Genomic DNA, 12,481 nt, shown 5'->3' on the forward strand with positions numbered 1-12,481 from the left:
GCCACCAGGTCTTCCTCACCGACACGCCCGTCGCCGGCGGCGGCTCGATCCAGTACCTGGAGGTCCGCCACCGCGCTCACGCCCGGGTCGAGGACCACATCCTCCCCCAGACTCCGTCCGGGGGCACCCCCAGCGGCAAGACCACAGGCTTCGGCCGCTTCCCCTCCCGCCACTTCGCCATCAACCAGGTCTGACTGGAGCTGTCCCTGGCCGCGATCGACCTGCTGGCCTGGGTGCGAACCCTGCTGCTGGACGGCGAGTTGGCCACCGCCGAGCCCAAGAAGCTCCGCTACCGCCTCCTCCACAATGCCGCCCGGATCACGCACGGAGCCCGCCGCCTACGCCTGCGGATCGCAGCTACCTGGCCCTGGCGCCACGAACTGACCACGGCGTTCAGCCGCCTGGTGGCACTACCCCGACCGGCCACCTGACAGACAAAGCAGCCCCTGACCACCCACGACCCGAGGACCCAAGGAGCAACCGGCCATCGCGCCGGGCCCTCGGCACGCCCAACGCCCGACGGCAGCCCCGCGACCTCCGACACGAAGACCACCCCGGATCAGCCGACGTGAACCGAAACACGGAGGTTAGTACGAGGTGTTCGACTGTCCAACTGCTGCAGTGCAGCAGTTGGACAGTCGAACACCCCGTGCCTCAAAGCGCGGGACTCCATAGGGTTGCTGACGGACAACCAGCACCGTGTCATGATCTGCGCCGTGAAGTTCTACGTTCTCGGTTCTTTGCGGATCTCCTCCGCTGCACCCCCACTAAATTCGAAGACTCACAATACTTACCCCAGCGCTCCAACAGAATACGAGGGGCACATTGTTCGATGTATATCCCCTGGACACCGCCGGGTGACGCTACCACGATCACGCAATCGCACCCGGGGGCAATTCCGCCCGTCGAAATTAGCGATGCCCCACCCCTGCCGACCAGGCTACTCACCAGACTTCATAATTCCTGAAAGTTCTTCATGTTTCGCATGAAGAACTCGCCTTTTGCGAGCAATTCGCCGGAGAGCGCGAGGCAGGCCGCCCCATCGAGACTCGTTGACAGAGGCTTTGGACAAAAGGCAGCATCTGCCCGCCACCCGCCGCGTCCAGGGCGCATGCGGTGAGCAGCATTCCGGCTCAGCACCGACATCAGGTTCACACCCGGCGGACGGAGACCGATCAATGAATTTCAGGAAGTCCGGTACCGTCGTAGATTTCTTTCTGGAGTGCGCATCGGAGAATCCCGAGAAGACCGCGATCGCGCTGGCCGACGGACGCGAGATCAGCTTCGCGCAATTGGCGGGAAGCGTGCTCAGCACCGCCGCAGACATCGGGGCCCTCGACTTGCCCCCCGCCTCCCGAGTCGCCCTGGGGTTCCGCGAAGGGGAGTGGATCGACTACGCGATCGCCTACCTCGCCACGCTGCTCTCGGGAGCAACCGCTGTGGTGCTGCCGACCGACGCGCAACTGCACACCCTGAGACTGATCTGTCGGGACTACGGCACCGCCCTCGTGCTGCACCCCGCCGGGGACGCCCCTCCGCAACTGGGGATCGCCGCACGCGTCGTGGGAGCGGGCGGCGGCACGCCGGGCGGGGGGGGCGCACCGCGGCTGCGCGTGGCCGGCCCGGCCACGCTGGCCGACATCGTCTTCACCTCCGGATCCACGGGAACACCCAAGGGCGTGGCCGCCACGCACGCGGACCTGCTGCGGATCGCGGGGGGCTACCGAGACCGGCCCGGTGCCGCGGTCCTGGCGCACGGAATCTCCCACTCCACGGCTATCGGTACCCGGCAACTGCTGCTGTCCACGATGGTCCGCGGGGCCACTATGGCCGCCTGCGTCCCCTTCGAAACCCGGGCGTTCCTCGCCATGGCGGCGGCGCGTTCCGCGTCCACCGCCGTGGTGCCCGCCGCCACGGGTCGGTCCCTCGCACGGGCACTGAACGAGTCCCCCGGCGTACGCCCCGACGCGTTGCGGGTGTTGCGCCTAGTCTCCGATTATCTGCGCCCGGAGATCCACCGCGACCTGGCTGCCTCTCTGCCCGGAGCGCGGGTGATCAACGCCTACGGGCTCACCGAGGCGGGCGATGCCCATCTGGTAGTGGCGGAGGAGGACTGCGACCTCGGTCCCGGTGGACACCCCGCACCAGGCACCGAGGCGGCGATCATGGACGAGGCTGGCGCCCTGCTACCACCCGGCGAGGAGGGGTATGTGTGCCTGCGCGACCAGAAGACGTCCCTGAGCTACCCGACCGACCCGTTCGGCACGGTCGACACCTGGCGCGACGGCTGGACGCTCACCGGAGACCGGGGCCGGATCGACGCCTCGGGTCGGGTCCGCCTCACCGGCCGGGACCACGGCCTGGCCGGGATCGGTGGCAAGACCGTGTCCGTGGCGAGCGTCAAAGCCGCGCTCGAATCCCTGCCCGGAGTGGAAGCCGCCGCCGTGGTGGCACTCCCTCACCCGACCCTGGGCCAGACACTGGCGGCCGCCGTCGAAACCACCGGAGACCCGGCGGAGGCCGACGTCGAGTCACTGGCCGATCGCCTCGCCGGCACACTGCCGGGCCACGCCATCCCCTCCCCCCTTGTGGCCGTGGGCGCTATGCCGCTGTCCCGCAACGGCAAACCCCACCAGGAGAGCGTCCTGCGGCTGGTCCAGCAGCAGTTGGCGTCGGCGTCACGGCCGTGCGAGACCCCCACGGAGAGGCTTGTCGCACATGCGTGGGAAAGGGTGCTGGACCTGGCGGAGCCGCCTGGCGCGGAGTCCGACTTCTTTCAACTGGGCGGGGACTCCATGAGCGCCCTGGAAATCGCCGTCGAACTGGAGAACGAGCTCGGAGTCGACCTTCCGTCGAACGCGCTCTTCACCGCGTCCACGCCCGCAGGCTTGGCCAGGGTTCTCGACGGCCTCCGGCAACAGCCGTGACAGCCCCCACGCGGTCCCGCCGCCCGCCGTTTGGGGCAGGGCCCGACGAGAGCAACGGGAGAAACACTCATGTACACCGACGCCAGCTGCTACCACGCAGCGCTGGCCACCCTGCTCGTCCAGGAGCATCCGGGCACCCGTCCCGAAGTCGTCCTAGGGTGCAGGGTCGGCACCCGAGCCGTCGAGCAGAATGGCGGACTTCTCTTCGGCGACCTGTGGCCTGCCCTGCAAAGTCTGGTGGCGAACGCGGGCCACAGGGTGCTCCACACCGCCGTGGATGAGGGCGTCGGTCTGCCGGAGCTCGCCGAGACGCTGGTCCGCCACGGCAGCGCCGTGGCGGTCCTCGACACCTTCCATCTGGACCACTTCTGGATGGCCCGTCGACAGGTGCACACGCTGCATTCCGTCGTCCTGCGCGAGTTCGACGCGGCCGACGGGTCGGTGCGGATGATCGACCCCGGCGATGTCGTCTCCTTCGACGGGCGGCTCACCCTGAGCTCCCTGGAGCCGGCTCTGACGCGTACCCCTCTCGGCCAGAGCTGGGTGGTAGTCGGGCTCCGTGCCGATGCCCAGGCGTCGCGACAGCAGTCGGCACCCTGGTCCGCGCACCGTTCCGCCCTGGTCGGGACCCATCAACAGACCCTCAGCGGCACCCAGTTGATGCAGGTCTTGAGCGGACTGCTGCCCGTGCTCTTCGCTGCCGGGAGGAGCCAGCCCGGCGGGGGCCCAGTGCCTGCGATTCCGGCCCTCCAGCGCGGCCTGTGGTCCTACCACCACACCCTGCGCTGGTTCGCCCGATACCTGCGCGCGGGGACCGCAGCCGACGGCACCGCGCCCGATACAGCTGCCGCCGTAGACCGGGCGGCGCAGGACCTCCTCGTCATCCGTTCGCTGCTCCGGCGCGCCGGTCTCGGGGACCCCGACTGGCAGCGGTACCGCCGCGAGATCGAACGGCGTCTGGACCGCATCGAGCAGAGCCTGCACTGGGTGGCGGCCGCGTTGCCGGACCCCTCCGCGGCAGCCAAGGAGCCCGACGGTGCATGACACCCACCACGCGCGACACGTCCTCGACCTGGCCGCGGTACGCAACAACACAGGCTGCGCACTGCCCGGCTTCGACTCCCCCGGCGGGTTCGACGGCTTCGGCCGCGCTTATCCGGCCGAGGACCTCCGCCGCCTCGGGGACCTGGTCGGCGGCTGGCCCGAAGGGTTCGGTCGTGGCGCGCACGACAACGTCGAATGCGACGGCCAGTACATCGGATTCACCCGCCCGGTCCTGCTCTCGTCGCTGGTCCTGCTCGGTGCCGCCTGCGGCGGACGGACGGCCGACGAACTGTCCCTCTTCGATGCGGACACGACATCCGAGACTGAAGTCGGGTTCGGCTTCCCCGACTTCCTCTCCCGCACTGATCACGACTGCGACGTGCCCGCCGTCACCTGTTCCACCCTGCGCGATCACGGCCGGGACATCGACGCTCCGCCGCCGAGCATATGGCGCACCGAAATCCGGCTGGCGCATCCGGTGACCTGCTCCGGCCTGCGCCTGCCCATCAATCCCGGACTGCACATGTTCGGCATCCGGGCGCTGGCGGAGAACCGCGTCTGACGGCACCTGCCGTCACTCCGGCGAACTCGCGCCCCACCGGGCTTCCCCACCTTATTCCTCTCGGACACCTGAGGCCTTACACCATGTATCCAGCAAGCGACTCCCACCGCGAGATCACCAACTACGTTGAGAACCTGCGCCGCGCCGTCGACGCCCTGTCACAGCCGGACGTCCTCCAGATCGCCCGGTTCCTGGAGGACACCCACCGCGCCCGGAGAACGGTCTACCTCTGCGGCAACGGCGGGAGCGCCGCCACCGCCTCGCACCTGGCAATCGACCTCTCCAAGAGCACACGGTCGCCCCTGGCTCCGCCCCTGCGCGCGATATCCCTCGTCGATCACGTCCCAGCGCTGACCGCGTGGGCGAACGACGCCAGCTACGACGATGTCTTCAGTAGCCAGCTAGCGGGCCTCGGCACCTCCGGCGACCTGCTGATCGCCATCAGCACCAGCGGGGACTCACCGAACGTCCTCGAAGCCCTGCGCTGCGCCCGGCAGCTCGAGATGCGCACCGCGGGGCTGTTGGGGCCCACTGGCGGCCGCGCAGCCGGGCTGTGCGACGTGTGGGTGGCAGCGCCAGCTCCGCACATCGAGGAGCAGGAGGACCTGCATATGTCCGTCGCGCACATGCTGACCCGGCACATGCGCGCCGTGATCCGCAACGGATGCCACGACGCCGTCGCGGTGGCAGCGAGGTGAGTGCCGTGACCGGGCGCCGTGCCGTTCTGCTCGACCGCGACGGAACACTCACGGAACCGCGGCACCACCCGCGCTCCCCCGCCGAACTCGTGCTGCAGGCAGGCGTCGCCGCCCCCCTGCGCCGACTGCAAGCAGCGGGAATCGCGCTGATCGTGGTCACCAACCAGTCCGCGGTGGCCCGCGGTCACCTCACCGAGCAGGATCTGACCGGCATGCACGACCACCTCCGCGCCGCCCTCTGCTCGCTGGGCGTGACCCTGGACGGGATCTACTCCTGCCCCCACCACCCGGACGGCGTGATCCCGAAACTGGCGCTGCCCTGCACGTGCCGCAAGCCTGAACCAGGCATGCTGCTGCGCGCCGCGCGGGACCTCTCCCTGGACCTCGGCCGGTCCTGGATGGTGGGGGACTTCGCCACCGACGTGGAGGCCGGCCGCCGTGCGGGCTGCCGCACCGCGTGGGTGGGGTCGCACGCGGTGCATGAGGCCGCGGCGCACCGGGGCGGCACCGTGCCCACCCTGCGCGCCCAGACCACCGCGGAGGCGCTGCGGCACATCGAGCTGTCCTTGCGGGAGGCGCCATGACTCGGCCCGCGCCCCGGGTCGGCCGCCTCGCCGACGGCCGCGCCCTGTACCTCTTCGACGACCACGGTCGGCACCCGGAACCCGGCTCTGTACCCGTGGATTCTCGGCGGCTCCCCCCGCCGCCACCGCGCAACCAGCTGCGCTGGGACCCGCTGGCACACGAGTGGGTAGTTATCGCACCGCACCGCCTCGGGCGCGGCCGCGGCCAGGACGGCGGGTGCGCGCTGTGCCCGAGCACTCCGGAGGCCCCCACCGAGATCCCCGCCACCTCCTACGACGTGGCGGTGTTCGATAACCGCTTCCCGGCGTTGCACGGCGCGGCTGAGGAGCCCGTGCCGGCGTGCGGCGGCATCGGTACAAGGGTGCCCACGGCCGGCCGCTGCGAGGTGATCTCCTTCTCCAGCGAGCACCGCACCTCTCCCGCCGATCTGCCGCCGCACCGTATGAGCACGGTCATCGAGGCGTGGATCCACCGCACCCGCGCGATCAACGCCCTCCCCGACGTGGTCCAGGTCGTCTGCTTCGAGAACCGGGGAGCACAAATCGGAGCCACCCAGTCGCACCCACACGGGCAGATCTACGGCTATCCCTTCGAGCCCGCCCGGCTGCGGCGAATGCGTACGGCCGTGCGCAGGGACCGTGAACGGGGTCTTGGCTGCCTGCACTGCCGCATCCTGGCCGCAGAGGAACGGGGCGGCGACCGGCTCGTTCTGCGCACCGAACGGTGGACGGCCTTCGTGCCGTTCGCAGCCCGGTGGCCGTACGAGGTGCATCTGTACCCGCGTCGGCATGTGGCCGAGCTGTCGGACCTCGACGGCCCGGAACGCCGGGAGCTGGCCCGGGTGTACCAGAGCCTGCTGCGCCGATTCGAGCGCGTCGACACGGCGCCGCTGCCTTACATGGCGCTGTGGATCCAGGCACTGGCGCGCGGCGACGAAGGCCTCACCCATCTCCACGCGCAGATGTTCTCCGACCACTTCTCCCAGGCCGTCGCCAAGAGACTCGCCGCGGGCGAACTGGGTGCCGGAACACATGTGAGCGAAGCGGTGCCCGAAGAGGCGGCCCGCAGGCTGCGCGCCGCCGACGACGCCGACCGCTGAGGAATCCATGACACGCGGAACCCAATCTTCGCGGCCACCTGCCGTCCGTGGCTTCCTCCCGCTGATCCGCACGGAGCGGTGGCCTCTGGCCCTCGCCTTCCTCGCTTTCGCCGGGAAGCACAGTCCGGCCTGGCTCGTCCCCTTGGTCACGGCCAACCTGATCGACGTCGTCGTGGCTCACCGGCCGCTCACCGGCCTCACAGCCAACGCGATCGCCCTCCTGATGGTCCTCGCCCTCAACGTGCCGCTGCACATGCTCTACGTGCACTGGATGTACGGCGCATCACGGCGGATCGGGCACCAACTGCGTGCGCAGATGAGTGCGCGACTGCAGCAGCTGTCCATCGGCTACCACCTGCGGCAGAGCGCCGGCGTGCTGCAGACCAAGGTGATCAACGACGTCGGCAACGTCGAACAGGCGCTGCGGCAGTCCGCCGACACCGGTTTCGCCGCGGCCGTCACCCTGGCGGGAGCCCTGGCGGTGATCGCGGTGCGGGCGCCCCTGTTCCTGCCGGCCTTCCTGCTGGTCACGCCACCGGTCGCGGTGCTGGTGCGCCGGCTCAGGTCGAGGCTGGGAGACCAGAATCGGCAGGCGCGGGTCCAGACCGAGCAACTGTCCACCCGTATCGCGGAGATGGTCACGCTCGTCCCACTCACCCGGGCCCACGCGCTGGAGGGCCCGGCACTTCATCGGGTCGAAGACGCCCTGGCCCGCCACACCAGCCGGCACCGGCAGCTCGACCGGCTCAACGGCCGCTTCTCGGCACTCTCCTGGATGACCTTCAACAGCCTCAACGCCCTGTGTCTGCTCGCCGCCGTGAGCGCCGCCTACGCGGGCGTCATGGACATCACCGTGGGCACCGTCGTCATGCTCAGCACCTACTTCTCCTTCCTGACCGGCGCGGTCGGCGGGCTGCTGACCCTGACACCGGTGATCACCAAGGGTGCTGCGTCCCTGGTCTCGATCCAGGAGGTGCTGGCCGAGGCCGAGTTGGAGCACAGCACCGGGCGGTCCACCGTCGCTTCGCTCGCGGGGCACGTCGAGTTCAAAGGGGTCGGCTACACCTATCCCGACTCCGGGCAGGCCGCCGTCAGCGACGTGTCGTTCGCCTGCGCACCGGGCAGGATCACCGCACTGGTGGGCTCCTCGGGCGCTGGCAAGTCGACAGTGTTCTCCCTTCTGATGGGCTTCCTACAGCCAGCTCAGGGCAGCGTCCTGGTCGACGGCCAGGACCTCGCCGACATCGACCTGCGCAGCTACCGCCGCTTCCTGTCCGTGGTGCCGCAGGAACCGGTCCTGTTCGAGGGGACCGTCCGGGAGAACGTGGCCTACGGCCTGCCGGACGTGCCGGACGCGGCGCTCCGCGTAGCGCTGCGGGACGCAGACGCGGAGAACTTCGTTGACGGGCTCGCGAACGGAGTGGACACGGTGGTCGGCGACCGCGGCACGCGGTTGTCCGGCGGCCAGAAGCAGCGCCTGGCCATCGCGCGTGCCCTGCTGCGGGACCCCAGGGTGCTGATCCTCGACGAAGCCACCTCCGCCCTGGACGCGCGCTCTGAGGCCCGAGTGCAGGCAGCGCTCGACCGCCTCGCTCGGGACCGCACGGTCCTGGTCGTGGCGCACCGGCTGTCCACCATCCGGAAGGCGGACCAGATCGTGGTCCTGGAGGACGGCCGGGTCACGGAGACCGGCACCCACAGCAGCCTCCTCGCCCGCCAGGGCACTTACGCCAGCCTGCAGGCGTCCCAACTCGCCTGATGCCGACAGTCCGCTCCGACAACCCACACCCACAGCGAGGTGCACACCAGATGAAATGCCTCCACATCACTCAGGAATACGCCCCCCTGTTCAGCGAGGGAGGCCTGGGCCTGAGCAGTGCAGCACTGCCCGCCGCTCTGCACAGCCGGTACGGCATCGAGCACGACCTGGTCCTGCCGTACTATCCCTGGCTCCTCGAGCAGCAGGGCCTGCGCACCGAGGCGGTGCTCACCCTGCCGGAACGACGGATGGGCGGAGTGCAGGCGCGCGCCACCGTGCACCGCCTGCTGGATGGTCCCGGCCACGGACGGTTGTTCCTGATCCAGGCCGACCCCTGGTACGACCGCGTCGGCATTTACCGGGACGCCTCCTACCGCCCCTTCGAGGACGAGACCGCCCGAGCGGCCTTCTTCGGCTGGTGCGTCGCAGAGTGGATCGTCCGGTCGGACCGCAGCTACGGGCTGGTCCACGGCAACGACTGGCAGTCCGGTGCCGCCATGGCGCACCTGCGCGATCGGCTCCCGTCCCTGCCACAGCTGCTTACCATCCACAACGCCCTCTACCAGGGGCCGTTGGGCCCCGGGGAGCCGGCCGAGTTCGACCTGCCGGTACCCACCGGCATGGCGGAGCCGAACAGCCTGCTGCTGTCGGCCGCCCTCGCCGCCGACGCCGTCGCCACCTGCAGCCCGGGGTACGCCGGGGAGCTGCTGGAGGCGTTCCGGGGCAGCGCGCTCGGCGACACTCTGCGAGACCGGGGACTGCACGGGATCGTCTTCGGCGTCGACCCCGAGCTGTGGGATCCGGCGGCCCTGGACCGGAGCTCGGTCCCCTTCGACGCGTCGGACGCGACCGCGGGCAAGCGGTTGAACAAGGAGGCGCTGCAGAAGCACCTCGGCCTGTGGGAGGACAGCGACGTCCCGGTCATCGGCGTGTGCTCCCGGCTGATCTCGGAGAAGGGGAGCGACCTACTGCTGGAGGCACTGTCCCCGCTGCTACGCCGGGAGCGGCTCCAACTGGTGCTGGTCGGCCCGGCAGACGCCGGACTGCGGACTGCGCTGGACGGCCTCCTGGCCGACGCACCCGGCCACATGGCCCACACCCCCCGGTTCGACCAGGACCTCGCCTGGCTTCTGTACGCAGGCTCCGACCTGACCGTGATGCCGTCACGTACCGAGCCGTGCGGGCTCAACCAGTTGATCGCCTACCGGTACGGCACGCTTCCGGTGGTCAGCACCGTGGGTGGTCTCAGTGACACCGTGACCGACCTGCGCCGGGACCCCGCCGCCGGCACTGGGTTCGTCATCCCCGAGCTGACCGCACGATCCGTCCGCGTCACCGTGTTGGAAGCACTGGACTGGATGGGCAGCAGTCCGGACCGGCTGAACGGGACCCGGCGCCGAATCATGCGCGAGGACTGGTCATGGGACAGGACAGCGAGCAAGTACTCCCACTTGTACGCCCGGCTCGGCCAGACAGAGGACCCCTGATGGGCGGGCCGCGCCCGAGCCTCGTTGCCACCGACCTGGACGGCACCCTGCTCCGCGGCGACGGCACCGTCTCCGCCCGTACGCTCGCGAGCCTCGGCCGGCTCACCCGCCTCGGCGTCCCACACGTCATCGTCACCGGCCGGCCAGCCGGCGGCTGTGCCCGGTTCTTCCACGCAGTCGGCTACCGCGGCCTGGCCGTGTGCGGACAAGGCGCCCAGATCTACGACGTGGACCGCGGGGAACTGCTCTCGAGCACGTGCTTCCCACGCCGCTGGCGCGGTCCTTCGTGCACCGGCTGACCGAGCGGATCGGACCGCTGCGGCTCGCCGTTGTCCTCTCGGGTCCGTCCGCCGAGTTCGTCGTCTCCGCGGAGTTCGCCGAGGGCCACGAGACGGCTCTCACTCCGTTCCGCATGGTGCGGGACCCCGACGGGTTGTGGCACCGCCCGGTGGACAAAGTGCTGCTGAGACACCCGGTGCTGGGCGACGCCGATGTGCTGGCCGCCGCCACGGAGTGCCTGGCGCCGGGCCTGGCGGTGACGCACGCGGGACCGGGCATGGTGGAGGTACTCCCGGCCGGCTTCGACAAGGCCAGCGGACTGTCCTGGGTGGCCCGGAAGCTCGGAGTGGCCTGCGAGGACGTGGTCGCTTTCGGCGACATGCCCAACGACGTGCCCATGCTCAAGTGGGCCGGACACTCCGTCGCCATGGCGAACGGGCACCCCGAACTCAAAGCAGTGGCCGACGAGATCGCCCCCGCCAACGACGACGGAGTCGCGGTCGTACTGGAACGGATACTGGATGAAGAGGAGGACGCGGCATGCGCGTCGATCTGCTGACCCGTGAGTACCCGCCGTTTACCTACGGCGGTGCAGGCGAACACGTCGCGGGCCTGGCGCGACACCTGCGGCCGCTCGTGGACCTCCGGGTGCACTGCCATGGCACGGCACGAGAAGAGGACGGGGTCCGCGCCCACCGGGCACCTGCGCCCCTCGCCGAGCACGACCCAGCGACCGAGGCGATGGCGATCAGCCTGGCCATGGCCGAAGCCGTGCGCGGCTCCTCGGTCGTGCACAGCCACACCTGGTACGCGAACTTCGCCGGCCACCTGGCGAAGATCCGGCACTCCCTGCCCCATGTGGTCACCGCCCACAGCCTCGAACCGCTGCGTCCGTGGAAGGGCGACCAACTGGCCGACGGCTACCGGGTCTCCTCCTGGCTGGAGCGCTCGGCCGTGGCCGGGGCGGACCGTGTGATCGCCGTATCGGACGCCATGGCCGCCGACGTCAGCCGCGTCTACCCCGAGGTCGACGAAGCCCGGATATCCGTGGTGTACAACGGCATCGACCTGGCCGAGTTCGCAGCCGACGACGGCACGGACGAGCTCGTCGGGTTCGGTATCGGGCCGGACCGTCCCGTAGTCGCGTGCGTCGCACGCATCACACCGCAGAAGGGGCTGCACCATCTGCTGCGGGCAGCACGCCACTTCAGCCCGGACGCCCACCTCGTCGTCGTGGCCCAGCACGCAGACAGCCCGCGGCTGCGCCGCTCGTTCGCCAACGACGTCCTGGCGGCGCGGGCAGCCGGCTGCCACGTGACCTGGATCGGCGACCACTTCACCCGCCGCGCGCTCAAGCAACTCCTCACGCTCGCCCAGGTATTCGTCTGCCCATCCGTCTACGAACCCATGGGGATCGTGATCCTGGAGGCAATGGCCTGCGGCGCGCCGGTCGTCGCGACGGCCACCGGCGGCATCCGCGAGGTGGTGGTGGACGGCGGAACGGGCCTGCTCGTCCCGATCGCCCCCGCTCCCGGCGGACTTGAGCCGGCCGACCCCGAGATCTTCGCCAAGGAGATCGCGGCCCGCGTCGAAGACCTGCTGCACGATCCGGCCACCGCCGACCGGATGGGCCGGGCAGGTCGGCTCCGCGTCGCCACGGAATTCTCGTGGGCGAAGTCCGCCGCACAGGTGAAGAGCATCTACGAGGCGGTCACGCGAGATTAACCGGCCACGATATCAGACACAGACCACAAAGGACTCATTCCTGCTTCTGCGCACTTTCCCCGGGAACAGTCGGAGATTCCGGTACGAGCAGTTCACCGATATCACAATCCAGAACGGCACATATGACGTCGAGGTCTGACAGTTTGAGGCTCTGCGGCTGACCTGACCAGGGTCCCGACATCTTCCCGGCAGATATGACCAGTCCGCGCGCCGCGAGCCGTCGGTTCAGCTCGACTACCGTCCACACCTCGCAGTTCGCCGCCACTTTGCGGAGATTCCATTTCATGGATTCAGGAGGCTATCATTCGGAGAAATC

General features: G+C 69.7%; 12 protein-coding genes and 1 pseudogene. 12 read left to right on the forward strand and 1 reads right to left on the reverse strand.

The annotated features are described in order from the left end of the window. The 12 genes and pseudogenes from AB0I73_RS27785 to glgA form a co-directional block, all read left to right on the forward strand. A pseudogene (locus tag AB0I73_RS27785) lies at window positions 1-431 on the forward strand (transposase); the annotation flags it as partial. A 747-nt stretch (window positions 432-1,178) separates the two neighbouring features. Continuing rightward, window positions 1,179-2,927, forward strand: coding sequence for an AMP-binding protein (locus tag AB0I73_RS27790; RefSeq protein WP_363041767.1), 1,749 nt, complete (start codon window positions 1,179-1,181; stop codon window positions 2,925-2,927). A gap of 69 nt (window positions 2,928-2,996) precedes the next feature. Beyond that, window positions 2,997-3,971 carry a hypothetical protein gene (locus AB0I73_RS27795; RefSeq protein ID WP_363041769.1) on the forward strand — a complete coding sequence of 325 codons (975 nt, stop codon included), beginning with the start codon at window positions 2,997-2,999 and terminating at the stop codon, window positions 3,969-3,971. Next, complete coding sequence (locus AB0I73_RS27800; RefSeq protein ID WP_363041771.1) at window positions 3,964-4,533, forward strand: hypothetical protein; 570 nt, start codon at window positions 3,964-3,966, stop codon at window positions 4,531-4,533. Before AB0I73_RS27795 ends, AB0I73_RS27800 begins: the two co-directional genes overlap by 8 nt. 83 nt (window positions 4,534-4,616) lie before the next feature. Next, a complete protein-coding gene (locus AB0I73_RS27805; RefSeq protein WP_363041773.1) occupies window positions 4,617-5,231 on the forward strand; it encodes an SIS domain-containing protein in 615 nt (204 codons plus the stop codon). 5 nt (window positions 5,232-5,236) lie between these two features. Next, complete coding sequence (locus AB0I73_RS27810) at window positions 5,237-5,815, forward strand: HAD family hydrolase (RefSeq protein ID WP_363041775.1); 579 nt, start codon at window positions 5,237-5,239, stop codon at window positions 5,813-5,815. Next, on the forward strand, window positions 5,812-6,915 hold the full coding sequence (gene galT / locus AB0I73_RS27815; RefSeq protein WP_363041777.1) for a galactose-1-phosphate uridylyltransferase: 1,104 nt from the start codon (window positions 5,812-5,814) through the stop codon (window positions 6,913-6,915). Before AB0I73_RS27810 ends, galT begins: the two co-directional genes overlap by 4 nt. Before the next feature lie 7 nt (window positions 6,916-6,922). Then, window positions 6,923-8,674 (forward strand): ABC transporter ATP-binding protein, encoded by a 1,752-nt coding sequence (locus tag AB0I73_RS27820; RefSeq protein ID WP_363041779.1) that lies wholly within the window; start codon window positions 6,923-6,925, stop codon window positions 8,672-8,674. Window positions 8,675-8,724: 50 nt separating this feature from the next. After that, window positions 8,725-10,161: a glycogen/starch synthase gene (locus AB0I73_RS27825; RefSeq protein ID WP_363041781.1), complete on the forward strand. Its 1,437-nt coding sequence runs from the start codon at window positions 8,725-8,727 to the stop codon at window positions 10,159-10,161. Next, window positions 10,161-10,460: an HAD hydrolase family protein gene (locus AB0I73_RS27830; protein WP_363041783.1), complete on the forward strand. Its 300-nt coding sequence runs from the start codon at window positions 10,161-10,163 to the stop codon at window positions 10,458-10,460. The genes AB0I73_RS27825 and AB0I73_RS27830 overlap by 1 nt, the downstream gene beginning before the upstream one ends. Beyond that, a complete protein-coding gene (locus tag AB0I73_RS27835; protein ID WP_363041785.1) occupies window positions 10,418-10,999 on the forward strand; it encodes an HAD-IIB family hydrolase in 582 nt (193 codons plus the stop codon). The genes AB0I73_RS27830 and AB0I73_RS27835 overlap by 43 nt, the downstream gene beginning before the upstream one ends. Then, on the forward strand, window positions 10,981-12,165 hold the full coding sequence (gene glgA / locus AB0I73_RS27840) for a glycogen synthase (protein ID WP_363041787.1): 1,185 nt from the start codon (window positions 10,981-10,983) through the stop codon (window positions 12,163-12,165). Before AB0I73_RS27835 ends, glgA begins: the two co-directional genes overlap by 19 nt. 34 nt (window positions 12,166-12,199) lie before the next feature. Here the strand turns inward: glgA and AB0I73_RS27845 are convergent, their stop codons facing one another. After that, a complete protein-coding gene (locus AB0I73_RS27845; protein WP_363041789.1) occupies window positions 12,200-12,451 on the reverse strand; it encodes a helix-turn-helix transcriptional regulator in 252 nt (83 codons plus the stop codon). Between the last annotated feature and the right edge of the window lie 30 nt (window positions 12,452-12,481).

The sequence above is a fragment of the Streptomyces sp. NPDC050388 genome (genome assembly GCF_040655635.1).
Taxonomy (GTDB): Bacteria; Actinomycetota; Actinomycetes; order Streptomycetales; family Streptomycetaceae; genus Streptomyces.